The sequence below is a fragment of the uncultured Aquimarina sp. genome (assembly GCF_947500065.1).
In the GTDB taxonomy this organism is placed as follows: Bacteria; Bacteroidota; Bacteroidia; order Flavobacteriales; family Flavobacteriaceae; genus Aquimarina.
Genome location: NZ_CANMQT010000001.1, coordinates 75,395 through 91,524 on the forward strand (window position 1 = coordinate 75,395; position 16,130 = coordinate 91,524).

18 protein-coding genes are annotated in these 16,130 nt (G+C 30.7%); 9 read left to right on the forward strand and 9 right to left on the reverse strand.

Annotated elements, in window-relative coordinates; genetic code table 11:
• The first annotated feature begins 8 nt into the window (after positions 1-8).
• On the forward strand, positions 9-923 hold the full coding sequence (locus Q0975_RS00410) for a bifunctional UDP-sugar hydrolase/5'-nucleotidase (protein WP_299431468.1): 915 nt from the start codon (positions 9-11) through the stop codon (positions 921-923).
• A gap of 159 nt (positions 924-1,082) precedes the next feature.
• On the opposite strand, the gene Q0975_RS00415 is transcribed toward Q0975_RS00410, so the two are convergent.
• The 3 genes from Q0975_RS00415 to Q0975_RS00425 form a co-directional block, all read right to left on the reverse strand.
• Positions 1,083-1,670 carry a HupE/UreJ family protein gene (locus Q0975_RS00415; protein ID WP_299431471.1) on the reverse strand — a complete coding sequence of 196 codons (588 nt, stop codon included), beginning with the start codon at positions 1,668-1,670 and terminating at the stop codon, positions 1,083-1,085.
• Between the two features lie 12 nt (positions 1,671-1,682).
• Positions 1,683-2,201, reverse strand: coding sequence for a DUF6702 family protein (locus Q0975_RS00420; RefSeq protein WP_299431474.1), 519 nt, complete (start codon positions 2,199-2,201; stop codon positions 1,683-1,685).
• A 196-nt stretch (positions 2,202-2,397) separates the two neighbouring features.
• The gene (locus tag Q0975_RS00425; RefSeq protein WP_299431477.1) at positions 2,398-2,934 is read right to left on the reverse strand and encodes a hypothetical protein; all 537 of its coding nucleotides are present in this window, start codon (positions 2,932-2,934) and stop codon (positions 2,398-2,400) included.
• Between the two features lie 461 nt (positions 2,935-3,395).
• On the opposite strand from Q0975_RS00425, the gene Q0975_RS00430 reads away from it, so the two are divergent.
• The gene (locus Q0975_RS00430) at positions 3,396-4,664 is read left to right on the forward strand and encodes a S8 family serine peptidase (protein ID WP_299431480.1); all 1,269 of its coding nucleotides are present in this window, start codon (positions 3,396-3,398) and stop codon (positions 4,662-4,664) included.
• 70 nt (positions 4,665-4,734) lie between these two features.
• Here the strand turns inward: Q0975_RS00430 and Q0975_RS00435 are convergent, their stop codons facing one another.
• A complete protein-coding gene (locus Q0975_RS00435; protein WP_299431483.1) occupies positions 4,735-5,118 on the reverse strand; it encodes a transcriptional repressor in 384 nt (127 codons plus the stop codon).
• A gap of 918 nt (positions 5,119-6,036) precedes the next feature.
• On the opposite strand from Q0975_RS00435, the gene Q0975_RS00440 reads away from it, so the two are divergent.
• From Q0975_RS00440 to Q0975_RS00450, 3 genes are all read left to right on the forward strand, one after another.
• On the forward strand, positions 6,037-6,219 hold the full coding sequence (locus Q0975_RS00440) for a hypothetical protein (protein WP_299431486.1): 183 nt from the start codon (positions 6,037-6,039) through the stop codon (positions 6,217-6,219).
• Positions 6,220-6,343: 124 nt separating this feature from the next.
• The gene (locus tag Q0975_RS00445) at positions 6,344-7,435 is read left to right on the forward strand and encodes a DUF1611 domain-containing protein (protein WP_299431489.1); all 1,092 of its coding nucleotides are present in this window, start codon (positions 6,344-6,346) and stop codon (positions 7,433-7,435) included.
• Positions 7,417-9,210, forward strand: coding sequence for an alanine racemase (locus Q0975_RS00450; protein ID WP_299431492.1), 1,794 nt, complete (start codon positions 7,417-7,419; stop codon positions 9,208-9,210). The genes Q0975_RS00445 and Q0975_RS00450 overlap by 19 nt, the downstream gene beginning before the upstream one ends.
• Before the next feature lie 692 nt (positions 9,211-9,902).
• On the opposite strand, the gene Q0975_RS00455 is transcribed toward Q0975_RS00450, so the two are convergent.
• From Q0975_RS00455 to Q0975_RS00470, 4 genes are all read right to left on the reverse strand, one after another.
• On the reverse strand, positions 9,903-10,946 hold the full coding sequence (locus Q0975_RS00455) for a beta-1,6-N-acetylglucosaminyltransferase (RefSeq protein ID WP_299431495.1): 1,044 nt from the start codon (positions 10,944-10,946) through the stop codon (positions 9,903-9,905).
• A gap of 217 nt (positions 10,947-11,163) precedes the next feature.
• Positions 11,164-11,514, reverse strand: coding sequence for a cupin domain-containing protein (locus tag Q0975_RS00460; protein ID WP_299431498.1), 351 nt, complete (start codon positions 11,512-11,514; stop codon positions 11,164-11,166).
• 372 nt (positions 11,515-11,886) lie between these two features.
• Positions 11,887-12,426, reverse strand: a complete 540-nt coding sequence (locus tag Q0975_RS00465) for an AraC family transcriptional regulator (RefSeq protein ID WP_299434201.1) — start codon at positions 12,424-12,426, stop codon at positions 11,887-11,889.
• A gap of 1,118 nt (positions 12,427-13,544) precedes the next feature.
• Positions 13,545-13,931 carry a hypothetical protein gene (locus Q0975_RS00470; protein ID WP_299431501.1) on the reverse strand — a complete coding sequence of 129 codons (387 nt, stop codon included), beginning with the start codon at positions 13,929-13,931 and terminating at the stop codon, positions 13,545-13,547.
• A gap of 378 nt (positions 13,932-14,309) precedes the next feature.
• Here Q0975_RS00470 and Q0975_RS00475 point away from each other — a divergent pair, with 378 nt between their 5' ends.
• Genes Q0975_RS00475 through Q0975_RS00485 form a run of 3 tightly spaced genes read left to right on the forward strand, consistent with a single transcriptional unit; the run spans position 14,310 to position 15,143 of the window.
• Positions 14,310-14,462 (forward strand): hypothetical protein, encoded by a 153-nt coding sequence (locus Q0975_RS00475; RefSeq protein WP_299431504.1) that lies wholly within the window; start codon positions 14,310-14,312, stop codon positions 14,460-14,462.
• Positions 14,410-14,934: a hypothetical protein gene (locus Q0975_RS00480; protein ID WP_299431506.1), complete on the forward strand. Its 525-nt coding sequence runs from the start codon at positions 14,410-14,412 to the stop codon at positions 14,932-14,934. The genes Q0975_RS00475 and Q0975_RS00480 overlap by 53 nt, the downstream gene beginning before the upstream one ends.
• Entirely contained in the window at positions 14,931-15,143 is a 213-nt protein-coding gene (locus Q0975_RS00485) for a hypothetical protein (protein ID WP_299431508.1), read from the forward strand. Before Q0975_RS00480 ends, Q0975_RS00485 begins: the two co-directional genes overlap by 4 nt.
• On the opposite strand, the gene Q0975_RS00490 is transcribed toward Q0975_RS00485, so the two are convergent.
• Entirely contained in the window at positions 15,136-15,534 is a 399-nt protein-coding gene (locus tag Q0975_RS00490) for a hypothetical protein (protein WP_299431511.1), read from the reverse strand. The two genes, Q0975_RS00485 and Q0975_RS00490, sit on opposite strands and share 8 nt — an antisense overlap.
• Positions 15,535-15,690: 156 nt before the next feature.
• Between Q0975_RS00490 and Q0975_RS00495 the strand changes: the two genes are divergently transcribed.
• A complete protein-coding gene (locus Q0975_RS00495) occupies positions 15,691-15,948 on the forward strand; it encodes a hypothetical protein (protein ID WP_299431514.1) in 258 nt (85 codons plus the stop codon).
• Positions 15,949-16,130 lie beyond the last annotated feature (182 nt).

Below are 16,130 nucleotides of genomic sequence, written 5' to 3' on the forward strand. Positions count from 1 at the left end.
ATACAAAAATGAAACGAAGAGAATTTGTAAAACATACGGCTTTAACTGCAGGTTTGATGACTATTGGCGGAGTTAGTTTATCATCTTTTTCTGCTAGCCAAGCAAAAAAAATAACGATTTTACATACAAATGATGTACATAGTCATATAGATCCATTTGGTCCTGAAGAAGGTAGAAATTCAAATAAGGGAGGCGTTGCACGAAGAGCAACCATTATTGAAAGTATCAGAAAAGAGAACCCAAATACCTTACTGTTAGATGCAGGTGACATCTTTCAAGGAACTCCTTATTTTAATTTTTATGGAGGAGAACTAGAATTCAAGTTGATGAGTATGCTTAAATATGATGTCGCAACTATAGGCAATCATGATTTTGATAATGGTATTGAAGGATTACACGCGCAAATGCCTTATGCAGGATTTAAATTTGTTTCTGCCAATTATGATTTTTCTAATACGGTAATGGATACGTTTGTTAAACCTTATGAAATAATAATAAAAGATAATATCAAGATAGGAATATTTGGCTTAGGAATAGCACTGGAAGGGTTAGTAATGAAAGATCTATATAAAGAAACTAAATATCTTAATCCTATAGAAATTGCTCAGGATATGAGTACTGTATTAAAAAATGAGGAAAAATGTGATTTGGTCATATGCTTATCTCATTTAGGATATGATTACAAAAATGAACAAAATAAAGTAAGCGATTTGAGTCTTGCCAAAGCTACAGAAAACATTGATCTTATCATCGGAGGACATACACATACCTTCCTTAAAGAACCAACAGTAGTAAAAAACAGGAAAGACAAAGATGTACTTGTAAATCAGGTTGGTTGTTATGGTTTATATTTAGGAAGAATAGATTTCTATTTTGATAGCGAAAAAACCAAAACTTCGGAAGGCAGCTCTCTTATTATTTAAAATTCTCAAAACATTATTTTTATTATTAAGATCATACATTTAATGTGAGTTCCTTATAAGAAAAGTTACGTCAATCTGAGCGATTTTCGGTAGAAAATTTTATCGAAGACAAGTGATACCGTTTCTGACTTAAAAGTACTCAAATAAAATTTGCTCTTTCTATTGTCCACCGTTGACAGCGTTTAATAAAATGGTTACAGCAATCCCAAAACCTGCTCCCGAAATAAATAAATTCCATTTTAAGTGCTCTCCTTTAATAAACCGAGTATACACCCATAGGGATACCATAAATAACAGTACTATAAATAATTGCCCAATCTCAATACCAATATTAAATACTAACAAAGGCATAATAATACTATCACTAAATAACATAAACTTGAAATTGCTGGCAAAGGCTAGTCCGTGGATTAAACCAAAAACTAATGCGATGACATATTTTACTTTGGTATCCGAAAATTTACCTTGTTTATTATAATTGATAATATTTGTTAATGCAGTTATCATTATGGTAAAAGGGATTAGCATATCAATAAGTTTAGAGTTGGCGGGGATTATATCCAATGCGCTTAGTATCAGAGTTCCGCTATGTCCTATAGTAAATGCCGTAATGATTACTAATATCTGTTTCCATTGGGTTAATCGAAAAGCTGCACATAGTGTCATCACAAATAATAGATGATCATACGCATTTATATCTACTATATGATTCCATCCATTAATAAAAAAAGAATTTAAATTATCCATAGGGGAAACGTATTATAAATTAATGGGGATAGGTTTGTCTAATGCTGTTATTTCGAAGTAATTTTCAGTTATAAAAGGAGGTACTCGTACCGTAATCATATTAGACTGGAGAAAACCAAAATCTTCAAAAAAGAGGGTGTTTTCAATACAAATTTGATCTCCCTTTTTAATAACCGGAATCTCTTTAGAGAATTTAATAGAGAGTACATTTTGTTTTTCAAAAACTTCCGAAGATTTATATGTAAGTGGGTACAATTTATCGTTAATGTATATTTTATAATATCTTTCAAAATAGTCTTCTATCCCTTTTTTATTTTCTTTTGATAAGTTCGATGCAGTAAAATTATTAGTGAATGTATCATTCATGCTAAATGTAAAATCATCAATAAAGACCCTACACTCCATGTGTAGGATATTTGTTTTTGGATTGATCTCAATTAATGATGATGTTAATTTAATTGGATGTGGACTACTAAATGATATTGAAAAAAGCAATAAACATCCAAGAAGTAATATCTTATAGAATTTCATAGTTAAAGTATTTTGATTATTTACTGGGTATTCGCTTAGTCAATTTATCTAGTATTTTCTATGTATTTCTGCCGATGTTTCTTCAGGAGTATATACGACAGCTAGTTTTTTTATATGTAGATCTAAAATAGTTTGCTGGACATCATTTAATTAATTCGAATATTTTTTTTAGGATAAGAGATGATGATAGCGGTTTCTAGTTAGGAGATAATTTACCATATAACAGCACTTTTTTTTCTATTATTCTTGGGGAATAAAAAATTTGATTATTGGGATGATATACAAAGCTTTGTGTGATAATCATATTATGTTTTAGGGCTTTTCCTAGTATAGAACTTTCTAGTATATGCTTTTGTTGTCTTTGCAAATGGCGAGATGCAAAAAGCATTGTTCTTAAAATTGGATGGCTTTGGTTTAGGAAATAATCTGGTAATGTTTTATCCATTTGTAACAATGTTTCATTAACATTAAAAAAAGGTTCAATTTCGGGTTCAAGGACTTCTCTATAGAAAAGATTCGAGTATTTTGTTATAAAAATAACTTGAGTAATTTTTTGATTCTCAATTAAGCTAATAAGACTTTGCTGAGTATCAATATCCCACCTGAAATTAGCTCCAAGGGCCGTATAAAAAAACGCTTTACTACTACAACTTTGTCGTAAAATACTTTCTATATTGTCCGTTGGGCAAATCATAAACAGACAGTTGCTGGATTCTAGTTTATTGAAAATCATATACTTTCTGCTGTTTTAAAATTTGGTAGCCTCAATGAAATAAGTTTTTTAATCATGACAAATATAGTACTATTTTAATAAATGCAACATTGTTGCTTTAACAAAAAACCCTCATAAGGTTTAGGATTAAATAAATTACTTGTGTAGGTAAAGTCTATTGCGATTACCACATCACAATTGCATGTTTTGTTAAACAATAGTTAATTAAAGTTAATATTTGTTAATAATTTAATCTTTAAATTATGGAAATTTCTTACAAATTTGCGTTGAAAGATTTTTCTGATTAAACACCTAGTAATACGTTGTTTTTACTAAAGCAACAAAATTGCAATAACATATTTTACTACAACGTAAATTCCTTCTTAATTTTTGTTTTTCAGCAACTTAGCCTGTGGTTTTGCCATAATGATTTTTTCATTTGAATGTATACATTTGGGCTCTAACACAAATTTTAACTCAATATGAAAAATTTAAGTAAACTAGCTTTAGGCACACTGCTTTCAGCATTAGTAATGACTTCTTGTCAAAACGAAAATCTCTCTAATGGAGCATTAGAAACGATTGTAGAACCTACCAGTACTGAAGGAAAAATAATTCCTGGTGAGTACATTGTAGTATTTAAAGATTCTAAAATTGCACCGGCATCGAAGGTTTTAGAAAAACAATCTTTTACAAGTAGAGAAGAAAAAGCAAAATCAGTTCGAGACATTTCTGAGGTATCAATTAAAAGAATGAATACAATTTTATCAGAAAATAATTTGGATCAGTCTAAAGTACTGGATTATTATACTACCAAAATTTCTGGGGTGGCTATTAAACTCGGAGATAATGAATTTCAAAAATTATCTAAAGATCCTAATATAGCTGCAATCGAGTATAATCGGGTTGTGGAATTGCCAAAGTTTGAAGTAGAAGAGGTTATTACCGGAGAAGTGTCACAAAAAATGGCGCAACAAACTCCTTGCGGTATCACAAGAGCTGGAGGAGCTGCTAATGGTGCAGGTAAAGACGAATGGATTTGGGTAATTGATAGTGGTATCGATTTAGATCATCCAGATCTAACTGTAGTTACCAATACTACTTATGCAAGATCTTTTGTAGGAGGATCTCCTAATGATTGTAACGGACATGGAACCCACGTAGCTGGAACAGCTGCAGCGATTAATAATAGTATCGGTGTCGTAGGTGTTTCTGCAGGTGCAAGTGTAGTACCTGTAAGAGTTTTTGGATGTAATGGTAGTAGTAGTACTGCAACAATATTATCAGGAATAAACCACGTTGGTACTTATGATTTAGCCGGAGATGTAGCTAATTTAAGTTTGGGAGGTTTTTTTGGATCTGGGTGTGCAAATAATTCTTCTTACAGAAGTGCATTATTGGCTTTAGCAAACGCAGGAACAAGAGTTGCAATTGCAGCAGGAAATAGTAGTGCTAACTCGGCGAATTATCAGCCAGCTTGTGTTAATGGAACTAATATTTATACGGTAGCTTCCATGACTTGTAGTCAGGGGTTTTCATCGTTCTCAAATTATAATATGAATCCTGTCGATGTAATCGCTACAGGCAGTAGTGTAAGAAGCACATACTTGAATGGAGGTTATGCTACATTAAGCGGGACTTCCATGGCATCACCTCACGTTGCAGGAATTATGCACGCCAGAGGAAATGGACCTAGAACATCTGGTACTGTCAGTAATAGAGGAGAAAACTATCCTATAGCTGTAAGATAAAAGACATCGTCTTTTTTAAGTTGGGACGTGTAGTTACGAAACCATCAGCTGGAGAGTGGGTGGTTTCACTTTATTTACACTTATTGCAGATACCGATTACCAGGAACTGGGTCTCTTGAATAGTAAAGCCCTCTAAATTTGGGATATGTAGTGTATTGGGTTGACAAGTTACCTCTTCACAAACTTGACATTCAAAATGAATATGATTATGAATTTTATGAGAGGTTCCACAGCCATCACATAGTGCATAATATGCTTTTCCATTTTTGCCTGTTATAAAATGAACTTCTCCTTTCTCTGCAAAACGATCTAAAATCCTGTATATAGTTGTTTTGTTTACTTTTATAGGCATTGCCTCCATAATATCCTCTGCAGCCAAGGTATGTTCTGCTTTAGATAAAATATCTTTTACCAGGTTTTGTTTTTCAGTATTTCTTGATTTTTTGATTTCCATAATATTACATTTGAACTCCTTTTGGCACGGTTAAAATAATGATTTTTTGATCAGATCAACTTATCATTTTCCAAATTATACTTAAAGTACCATTTGTACTTTCAAAATATTTTCATAATACATATTGCAGAAATTTATTTAAATAGTCATTTTATTGTAAAACCTAAATTAAGAGCTCTAAATTCTTATTGTTAATTACCAGTATATTAAATATGTTTTTTTGAGTTTTCCAAATAATTAATGAGATAGATCTAATCGAATTTTCCTAAAAAAGAAGAAGTTCAGTAAAAACGTTCATTACATCTTTAACATAGCAAAACAAATCTTTTAAAAACACTAATAAAATGCACTATGTCAGTACTTTAAATTTATTAATCATTTAAAAAAGAATGACATGTTTATTACAACTTTCTTTCTTCAAAAATTTCAAAAACCTATGATTTATGTAACATTCAATTTCTTTTGTATAACCAAATATCAGCTAATAATAGAGATCTTTGTAACAGACATCATAATTAAGTTTTATACTTAAACGCAATTATTTCAGGCCTGAAAGATTTAGAATTACCAATATGATAATGAATGCGGAGTATTTGAGAGATACTACAAAACATTTCAGGTAATAAAAAGGCAGAAATTAAAAATTCTGCCTTTCTTAAATACAGTTGTATAAAATTTGAAAAACGAACATTTTTTTGCAAGAAAACATTAAAACAATACGCAAATCAATATAATAAGATCGTTTTTAATGAAAAAAATGACACTTTAGTAATCGAACTCTTAAAAGCCATTCGAAAAGATACTTTAACATCGTCATTTTTCTTGCTGATTCTTTGTATCCTCAGAGGTTTTTTACTTGTGAACTAAATTTCTGGGGATTAAAAGAAATGAAAAAATAAACCTCTTCAAAAATTAATAATGAAACCAAATAAAAATAGAATTTTAAAATATGAAGTAGGTGATACGGTATTTACTAAAATTAACCCTAATATTTCTTTGATAGTAAGACGATATATCGATGGGATTTACTACTGTGGATTTCAAAATGATCCCGATAGATGGGAATTAGGTTTGCATAAAAGAGCTCTAGTAGGAAGTTAAGTCATTTCTGAAATCAATTTATACAATCTTACATCACTTACATATAAAATAAGTTATAATAATGTGTTTATTATCAACGGAAAGGGGTATTGAAAAATTACATACAACTGTTAAAAAATAATAAATGAAAACATCAGCAATAGTTTATTGCGAAAATGAATTTGGCAAACTTGACGGTAAAGTGGCAAATGGTCTTGTCAGGCATTCTAATAAGTATAAGATTGTTGGTGTTATTGATAGCACGAAGTCTGGTCTTGATACTGGTGAATATTTGGATGGAGTTAAAAATCATATACCAATATTCCAGAATTTAAATCAAGCGATTGAACTATTAGACAATATTCCTGAATATTTCATCTATGGAATTGCTCCTTTAGAACCATTACTTAGTAAAGATGAGAAAAAAGTTATTCACACTGCCATTAAAACTGGAATGCATATTGTCAACGGGCTTCCGGAGTTTCTTTCGGATGATGAAACTTGTATAAATCTTGCAAAAAAATACAATGTATCCATTTTTGATGTGAGAAAACCACCTTCAAAAGAAAATCTTCACCATTTTACCGGACAAATAAGAGATGTTAAAACTCCTATAGTAAAAGTATCTGGTACAGATTGCGCAGTTGGTAAGCGAACCACAGCAATTAAGTTGGTAGAAGCCTTAAAAAAAGAAGGTCTAAATGCCATCTTTATAACTACAGGTCAGACCGGAATACTCCAAGGGTCAAAATACGGCATTGCGATAGATGTACTAAGTTCTGGTTTTGCTACTGGGGAAGTTGAAAATGCTATTCTGGAAGCACTCAAAGAAAAGCCTGATGTTATTGTAGTAGAGGGGCAGGGAGCGCTTGGTCACCCAGCGTTTATATCTTCAAGTGCAATCATAAGAGGTGCTATGCCTAAAGCTATTATCCTTCAGCATCCACCAAAAAGACGTACCAGATGTGATTTTCCTAAAATTTCAATGCCAACACTTGAAAGTGAAATAAAAATGTTAGAAGTCTTCTCTGGATCCAAAGTAATTGCAATTACAATCAATCATGAAGAAATGAATGACCAAGAAGTTGAAAGTACAATAAAAACTTATGAAGAAAAATATCAATTACCTGTCACTGATGTGTTAAAAAATGACTGTAGTAAACTGATAGAAAAACTTTATGAAGTATTCCCTGATTTAATCCGTGTCAAATCATTACTATGTCAACCCCAAGAATAGATATTAATCTTAGCAAAATCGCTCATAATACAAAGGTCTTAAGTTCACTATTTAGATCAAAAAAAGTAGATGTAATTGCTGTTACTAAAGGAGTTTGTGCCCATCCACAAATAGCAAATATTTTAGTGAAAAATGGAATTAAAATTCTTGCTGACTCTAGAATATCTAATATAAAGAAAATGCGCGATGCTGGGGTGAAAGCTATTTTTTTATTGATTAGGACTCCAATGATAAGCCAATCAGAATCGGTAGTATTAGATACGGATATGAGTTTAAATTCGGAGTTATCTGTTATAAAAAAACTTTCAGAATTTGCTATCCTGCATGATAGGGTACATAAAATCATACTCATGGTAGAATTAGGAGATTTACGCGAAGGAATAATGCCATCTCAACTCGAAAATACTATTGAAAAAGTATTACGTCTTAAAGGGGTTGAACTTACAGGAATAGGTACAAATCTTGCTTGTTTTTCTGGAGTTACACCTACAGAAAAAAAGATGGAATTACTGTCTTCTATTGCTACTAGTATTGAGAAAAAGTTTGATATAAAATTAACTATGATCTCAGGAGGAAACTCAGCTAATTATAATTGGTTTCGTACAACAAAAGATGTTGGTAGGATAAATAATTTAAGATTAGGTGAATCTATATTTTTAGGATATGAACCATTAACAGGAAAACCTATTCCAAAACTTCATCAAGACGCTTTTATGTTAGTGGCTGAAGTTATAGAATTAAAAAATAAATCATCTGTACCAGATGGAGAGATAGGCTTAGATGCTTTTGGTAACAAGCCAAAATTCAAAGATCAAGGCATGATACGACGAGCTATCTTGGCAATGGGCGTACAGGATGTAATGGTGACTGGATTGACTCCAAAATTAGATATTGAAATCCTAGGAGCAGGTGGCGATCATATTGTAATCAATGCCAAAAAAGAAAGCTTAAAAGTTGGGAGCAATGTATCATTTACATTAAAATATGGAGCATTAGTTACTGCCATGAATTCATCCTATATTTTTAAAAATATCATTTCCCCTTTAAGCGCGAAAGAGTATTGTGCCATAGTAGAAGAAAAAGACAGGTTGCACAAAAAGAAAACAGCCATTATACCTGTCCAGGAGGATCACACTCCATTGATAAGTCTTCAGGATTCAGATTTTAATTTAATATTTGAAAAATCCATTCAAAAAAACTACCGCTATTTGGTTAGAAAAGAGGTCTTTGAAAAAATAGGTCGAATCAGTAAACTTCTGGATAATCAGGGCAAAAAACTAATTATTAGATCAGCTTGGAGATCATTCGAGCATCAGCAAAAACTATGGGATCAAAAAACTAGTTTTTTGAAAAAGAAATATCCTAAAAAAACAGTACAAGAAATAGATAAGATTGTATCAAACTTTATAGCCTCTAAAGGACTATCTACCCATTCAACAGGAGGTGCAGTTGATGCTTTGATTTATGATTTACGAAAGAAATGTGTACTGGATTTTGGAACCAACGATGGATTATATATCGATTTAAATGAAAAATGTTACCCCAAACATCCTGACATTAGTGAAGAAGCAAAGAAAAATCGCAAACTTCTGATAAAACTTTTTGAGGATGAAGATTTTGTATGTGACCATAAAGAATATTGGCATTTTGATTTTGGTAATATTAATTGGGCAGTAGAAAATAATATGGAATACGCTAACTATGGCATTTTAGAAGAATCGTTTGTACAGTCAGCAGCTCTTAATTATCCAGATAAAGTGTTCTTTTATCTTTAGACATATTGTATTTTATAAAAATATTCTTATTGTACGATTCAATAATTTTTCCAGATGTACGACTTATGTAGTACTTTAATTAAAAAAGACTAAAATAAATTGGAAGCAAATACGCTTTCTTTTCTCATTATGTCTTGAATTTAAAAACAACATATAAGGATTCCCTGTAATGTCTCCATTAAAATTCGAAGAATCTTTTTACTCTACTTACTGCTACATCATCTTTGATAATAGAACGTACAACTCTTTAGAATTCACCAAGCATCCTTAGAACTCCAAAAGTAACATTTACTGCATCAGCTAAGGTAGCCAATCATTCCTTATCTCTGTTCCGAAATATATTTGTTTATCTTATTTATATATGTTCTATAATAACTGGTTGAATAATACCTCACTTTCATTTTTCTTCTACTACGTAAGCTTTTACCAATACCTTATCAGAAAGCAATTGTATTTTGATTTTATACATAATTTTTTTCTTAATTATCGTTCAATAGGTTTGGAGTTCAATAAAAAACAATTCCATCTCTGCTCGGTTTTCTCAAGTTTAATTTCAAGATTATCAAACATCGTTTCTTTTTGTTCGTCTTTAAAATCAAAATATATATCAGATAGAACAGAAAATCTCCGTTTTAGCATAACCTTTTGTTCTCTCCAACTTCTCGTAATATTCGTTTTAGTCATTTTACTATTTATTTGTTCCCGTTAAGTATTTGTTTTGGTAGTTGAGTAGGTGAATTTATGATTGCTTCCGGATCTAATAGAGCACTTTTTTTCGTATCAATATTAAACGTTGAAATAAGGTTAAAATTAATAAGATTTGAATTATTTTTTATTTGATCTGTGTCTAAAGCTTTTTCCAAAATATTCAATATAGATTCATCTATTCTTTCGTCAAATTTCCCCACAAACAAGTTGTCACCTTCAATTAAAAGATCAATATCTGAGTCTGTCAAAGTTTTTGGTTTAAATTTCGTATCTCCATCAGCTATATAGATAACAACTCTTTTGTTATCATTAATGATTGTTTCTTTGAAGGAAGTATTCATTAGTACAGTTTGAAAAAATGATTCTTCAGCTATTAGCAGCTTGTGGTAGAAATTTTCAATTTTTTTCACTTCGGGGCTGTGATAGATAAATTCACAGCATGTTCTAGTCAAAATTGCCCATTGTCCGCCAACATACCAAGTCACATTTTTCATGAAAGATTTTCTATAAGGTATACCGGAAAAGCCAATATCGATCCCTTGGGAGTAATTTTCAACATGGTTCAGCGTATCTGAACCTACTCTAACTTGATTGCCTATTTTTATAAAATTCTTCCCTTTATTCTTGTTCAAAAAACCTAGGATAAAATCTTGAGATTTCAAAGGAAAATCCTGATCGCTTAGATTAATAAAAAAATCCCATTTTAGACAACGGTTTAATAGATATTTCATTCCATTAAGTTGAGACTGTACCATGCTGTATCCATCCCATATTACATTTTCACTTTTTAAGGCATAAACGTTGGAATAATTCTCTAAAAAAACTTTAATATCCTTTTTAATATTGATATCTGTTTTTTTATCTATGTGGATTAGATAGTGGTTTTCTAGATGGTAAATAGCCTTGAACAATCGCTTGAACTGCTCAGGAAAATGGTGGATCAATATGAAGTAGGCAATTTTCGGCTTCTTTTTTGGAGTATTGAAATCAAAGTTTTGCTTTCTAGTTATACCTAATTCTTGCTTCATTTCATAAAGTATTTAATTCCTAATTTTTGTCGTTTTAACCAATCATTATGAAAGCTCCCTTTCAAAAAATACTTCTTCTTTTTTCTCAGGATTTTTGGCAAACGTATGGTAGTATATTCGACGGTAGTATAACCGTACAATCAATTTAACTTCGGGGTTTACTTTGGTGTAAACAGTATCACCTGATTTGAATTTCTGTCTTACATACTTTATTTAATTAAATACTTATATCTTCATAGCCACTCTTAATGATAGTTGACAACATTTTAAAACGCTTATTAGCTTTTACTGCATTCCTTGCATGAGCCGGAATAATGATTGCCTGACCAGTTTCAATTGTATTTAATTTTTCGTTAATAATAATCTCAGCTTCTCCATCTATAACCTGAATGAGGTTGTCAAAAGGAGATGTTTTGGAAAATAATGCTTCTCCAGCATCAAATGACGACACAGTTATAGTTCCTGTTTTTTTCTTCAGGATTGCTTTTATAACTATAGATCCCGGTATATAATCAACGGTATCAGCTAAGTCATATGTAAAGGATTTTTCTAATTCACTATTTTTCATTGATAATATCTTAGAAGTTTGAGATTAACTCAAGTTATTTTTATATAACATTTAATCATTACTCCTTTTTTCCTTTCTTTTTGCTGCTTTTGCCGCCCTTTTTTCTTTCAAATTTTTTACAGGAGACTTCTTACCAGACTTGGCTTTACCTTCTTTTTCTTTTGACATGATTTTATATTTTTGAGATTATAAATAACAGACCCTTTATAAGGCTGTTTTAATATGTATTACAAAAATCAGTTAATTAAAAGTTTCATGTATTACACTGAGCTCAACCTATATTACATATATCACACTTTTTAATGGTTTCTAAGAAAAATGGATTACAAAAGGTCTATGCGTTTAGAATGTAGTTACTGCAGTATTCAATAATTACAAATCTTCCAGATTTTGCTTACGCTTTTCTTTCAGTTGCTTATAAAATGTAGGAGTCAAACCTGTTACTTTTTTGAATTGATTGGATAAATGTGCAACACTACTATAGTGTAGTTTGTGGGAAATTTCAGTAAGATTTAGTTCATCATAAATAAGCAATTCCTTGACTCTTTCAATTTTATGAATAATAATAAATTGTTGGATAGTAATTCCTTTCACTTCTGAAAATATATTCGCCAAATAGGTATAATCATAACCTATTTTTTTACTTATAAAGTCAGAATAATTCACTTTGGGCAATTCATCTGTGTAATGAATCATTTCGATAATAACATTTCTGATTTTTTCAATCAAAATACTTTTTTTATTATCCATCAATTCCAAACCAGATTTACTCAGATTTCTTTTTAGCTGAACACGTTGTTGATTAGTTATGTTTTCTAAGACTTCAATAATACCTAATTCAACAATTACATAATGCAATCCAAGTTTCTTCAACTCTTCTTTCACCATGAGTTTGCATCGTAAACTGACCATATATTTTATGAATAGTTTTGTACTCATGTTCCACAAGGTATTTTTTATATTTAATATATGATTATAAAAAAGAATAATTCATATTAAAGTTACAAAACATTAAAGCTTTTCTGATAGAGTCTAATAAGAATTCAGGCCTTCTATTATTGATAATTAAAGTTTTATATCACTCTCGAAGATGTTTCCCGAACACAAGCTTCTGTAAGCGCAGAATGGTTGATCTTTCCTTACTTCCCATTCTCTTCAACAATTACATCCTTAGTAAACGAGATTATGAAACTTTGTCCAACATGCGTATTTATATGTAATGGACATTTTTCAAGTACAATAGATAAAATTTAATTGAATTTCTGTCGAACCCTTTTTACAATAATTTAAAACACTGATTTATAGATTCTAAGAAAAAAAAGCAACAAACACTTATCCTGTTTCGCTACTGTGGAGGGATTAACTAATATTGATCCCTAAAACACTCCCCTTCACAATTTTCCAAAAAAGAAGCGAGCTTCATTTCTGAAACTCGCTTCATGATTCACACTTTTTGTGATTCATTCGTGACCGTGAAGGGATTCTTTATATGTTTCATTTTAAGACTTTTACATTACTTTAGGGTAGTTTGATGGTCGTGATAGCCCTTTAAAAGACATACTCACTAATTGATATATCTAAAAAATAACCTTCTACCCTACCCTATATTCCCCCCTACCCCCATTATTATTATAGACAAAGTGTAATATTATAAGGTTTTAAAAAAGTCACAATTTTAGGTCTAAAATCGCGCCATTTTTAAGTTTTTTACATTATTCACTTACGATCATAAAATAGAATTAAACATCTATAGAAGGTGGCGAGAGCTTGAGGTTAAAAATAAACAATATTGCGTAAGTATCCGTAAGAAAACGAAAGAATACTAAATGCGCTTAGCTCTATATTATATATTTATTTTTATTTCTCTCATAGTTTATAGTAAAAAAGTGTATTTCTGTATTATTGTTTATAAATACCTAAAAATCAAATAGTTATAGTAATACAAAAAATAATACAGAAAATACAGAAATACAACTATAGTTAATCCTGTATTTTTCTGTTTAATCCATCGATTAACCGAGGGGTTTGCTTTAATTCTTGTTTTTAAATTCCTTAGCCATTAACATATCCAGATCGATGCTTAAAGTATTCGATAATTCCAAATAATATCTCATTCTAAATTCATCAAACTTCATTAATTCATTCCAATGCTTACTAGCATTTATGGCTAATACTTTATAATTAGGATCAGTATTCAGCGGTTGATCATTAAAAATATCACCTTCCCCAAATTCTAAATATGATCGGTTCACATTAAGTTTATATATGATCAATTCAATATATATCGGTTTAACTGTTCCTTTTTTTCTTAGATTTCTTATTGTAGCTTCAGTAACTCCAAGACTATTTCCGAATTCTTTGTTGGTTAGTCCAAGGTTTTTTAAGATACTATCTATCCTATTGTTTATTGTAGACATTTTGAATTATGAGTTTTCTAATTTTAATTACCTAAACTAAGATAAATTACCTAGACTAGAATTTCCCACACTGAGGTTTTTCCATAATTACACTTTTCTCACAATTAAAATCGTGTTCATTATGATATTTTACCGCCAAAACCACTATAAATCAAGGTTATAAAAAATATTGTGCATTTCGTCGATTTACGGTTTTGCCGTAGCGAAAATTAGATTTGTAGTATTTATCTTGCACCCAACTTAAAGTAAATATTACATTCTACCCCACTAAAATGTTTATTCACATCTGTATGACGTTCATCCACTCAATTGTAGGATGATCTCCTTATGTGTAGGAGGAATTCTCCCTATCTTGTCTTCAATTATAAAGACAAAAAAATGAGATATCTACTTACATTTGGATTATTAGCGATGTTCGCTATTGGTTGTACAGACAATTCAATAGAAGAAAATGAAGAGCTTAAGAAAATTGAAGAATTTGATCTTCAAAAAATCGAAAAAGAAGACTACGAAGTTCCAGAGAACGGGTAATAGAAATAAACGCTTTATTCAAGGAGTAATTATCAGTGCTATACTGATAGCTACTCCTTTTTTATTTTATCTATACAGGTTTGCTCCTAAATCGGATAGTTGGGATTTAGGATTGTTTATTATCTACAGTGGTGGTTTTAAATCAGTAATAGGGTTTGTACACGCATTCTTTACCAAAGTAACTTTTCTTATTATTACTACAATCTGGTTCTTTACTGCACGTCAATGGTGGAGATTCGCAATACTTATTCCTTTCGGTATGTTTTTCTTTCAACTATCTGGAGTTATAAATCAGAATATTAGATATACGGACGATTTTAGTTTTTGGAAGTCCTTAATAATTCTTGGACCTATACTAATTGGAATGATCATGTATTCCATAAAATTGAATCAAAAAACCCAATTACTGGATATAAGAGAACAGGTTAAAAAGGAAATGGAAGCTATTAAAAATGAAAGGAAGGCATCATGAAAAAATCCATTCATTTATTTAATCAGCGGATGTTCCAGATTTTTCATTCCAAACATGATAACTCAGCGGAAGAGGTTTATAAAAAATGGGGTGAATTACTAAAAGATTTAGACAATGAACTACTTAATGATTCAGATCTACAATTCAACGATCAAGAAAAACAGAAACTAAAAGATTTATTGGATAAAAAAGGAATTAATATTACCTAGAATTTTTCTGTTTTTTAGCAACTCTTTCTGCTTCAGCCATCTGTTCTAATACAAATTTTCGCATTTTATGTATAGTTTCATAATCTTCAAAAGTATATCCCTGGCTATTTAACTTCGCTTCGATTTTTTCTTCAATCATTTCATCAATAGATTTTGGGCTTTCAGCTTCACCATAAATCATTTCACCTTTACCAGTTATTAACCAATGCCCGTTAATTTCTGGGTAAGTGTCAAGAATTCTTTCCATCATATCACCACCTATATTACTTTTATCCTTTTTAAGGGTGTTTATGTATGCAGAACTAGCACCAATACTTAAACTAAAGCTTCTTTCACTGAGCTTTTTATACTTTATATAGGTGATAATTCTATCAATAATTCTATTTTCCATACAGAATTCTTTTCGTTATTTTTGTTTATGTCTAGTATTCTTTATATTATTGCGTAAGTAATCGTAAGCGAATGTACTAAAAACGTAAGAATACTATGCATATTGCCTGTAAAAATGCATTTAGTACATAAAATTTTACGCATAAAAATAGTAAGGATGATCACAGAGAAACAACGCACAGAACTAAAGAAAATACTAGGGAACAACTATACTAAAGATGTTTTAAAGCTACTTGAAACTCGAAAGATTTTCAACAGAAACGATAAGCCATATACTACAGGTAGTGTAAAGAATGTAATGGGTGGTCAATATGAACATCAGGAAATTGAGAATGCAATATATGATTGCGCTAGTGATAAGCAAAAAAGAGCTTCAGAACTAGAGGAAAAACGTAAAGAACTTCTAAACCAATAATATGATACTAGATTCTCTTGACAAAATGAAAGTTATGGATTTTACCTGTCTAGTATTTATCCTAGTTATGCTGTTATCATTCATCTTTTTGCATTTTCACAAAAAACCATACGGTATAAACGAGCTAGGAATGCCCTACAGGGTTTCTTATCCTAAATATTTCAAATATGTTTTGATAGCCA

Coding starts and splice junctions, on each gene's coding strand:
- Q0975_RS00420 (WP_299431474.1), bottom strand. CDS start 2,201: ATGAAATTCTATAAGATATTACTTCTTGGATGTTTATTGCTTTTTTCA.
- Q0975_RS00465 (WP_299434201.1), bottom strand. CDS start 12,426: ATGGTCAGTTTACGATGCAAACTCATGGTGAAAGAAGAGTTGAAGAAA.
- Q0975_RS00445 (WP_299431489.1), top strand. CDS start 6,344: ATGAAAACATCAGCAATAGTTTATTGCGAAAATGAATTTGGCAAACTT.
- Q0975_RS00455 (WP_299431495.1), bottom strand. CDS start 10,946: ATGAAGCAAGAATTAGGTATAACTAGAAAGCAAAACTTTGATTTCAAT.
- Q0975_RS00495 (WP_299431514.1), top strand. CDS start 15,691: ATGATCACAGAGAAACAACGCACAGAACTAAAGAAAATACTAGGGAAC.
- Q0975_RS00410 (WP_299431468.1), top strand. CDS start 9: ATGAAACGAAGAGAATTTGTAAAACATACGGCTTTAACTGCAGGTTTG.
- Q0975_RS00415 (WP_299431471.1), bottom strand. CDS start 1,670: ATGGATAATTTAAATTCTTTTTTTATTAATGGATGGAATCATATAGTA.
- Q0975_RS00490 (WP_299431511.1), bottom strand. CDS start 15,534: ATGGAAAATAGAATTATTGATAGAATTATCACCTATATAAAGTATAAA.
- Q0975_RS00430 (WP_299431480.1), top strand. CDS start 3,396: ATGAAAAATTTAAGTAAACTAGCTTTAGGCACACTGCTTTCAGCATTA.
- Q0975_RS00460 (WP_299431498.1), bottom strand. CDS start 11,514: ATGAAAAATAGTGAATTAGAAAAATCCTTTACATATGACTTAGCTGAT.
- Q0975_RS00450 (WP_299431492.1), top strand. CDS start 7,417: ATGTCAACCCCAAGAATAGATATTAATCTTAGCAAAATCGCTCATAAT.
- Q0975_RS00485 (WP_299431508.1), top strand. CDS start 14,931: ATGAAAAAATCCATTCATTTATTTAATCAGCGGATGTTCCAGATTTTT.
- Q0975_RS00470 (WP_299431501.1), bottom strand. CDS start 13,931: ATGTCTACAATAAACAATAGGATAGATAGTATCTTAAAAAACCTTGGA.
- Q0975_RS00435 (WP_299431483.1), bottom strand. CDS start 5,118: ATGGAAATCAAAAAATCAAGAAATACTGAAAAACAAAACCTGGTAAAA.
- Q0975_RS00440 (WP_299431486.1), top strand. CDS start 6,037: ATGAAACCAAATAAAAATAGAATTTTAAAATATGAAGTAGGTGATACG.
- Q0975_RS00475 (WP_299431504.1), top strand. CDS start 14,310: ATGAGATATCTACTTACATTTGGATTATTAGCGATGTTCGCTATTGGT.
- Q0975_RS00425 (WP_299431477.1), bottom strand. CDS start 2,934: ATGATTTTCAATAAACTAGAATCCAGCAACTGTCTGTTTATGATTTGC.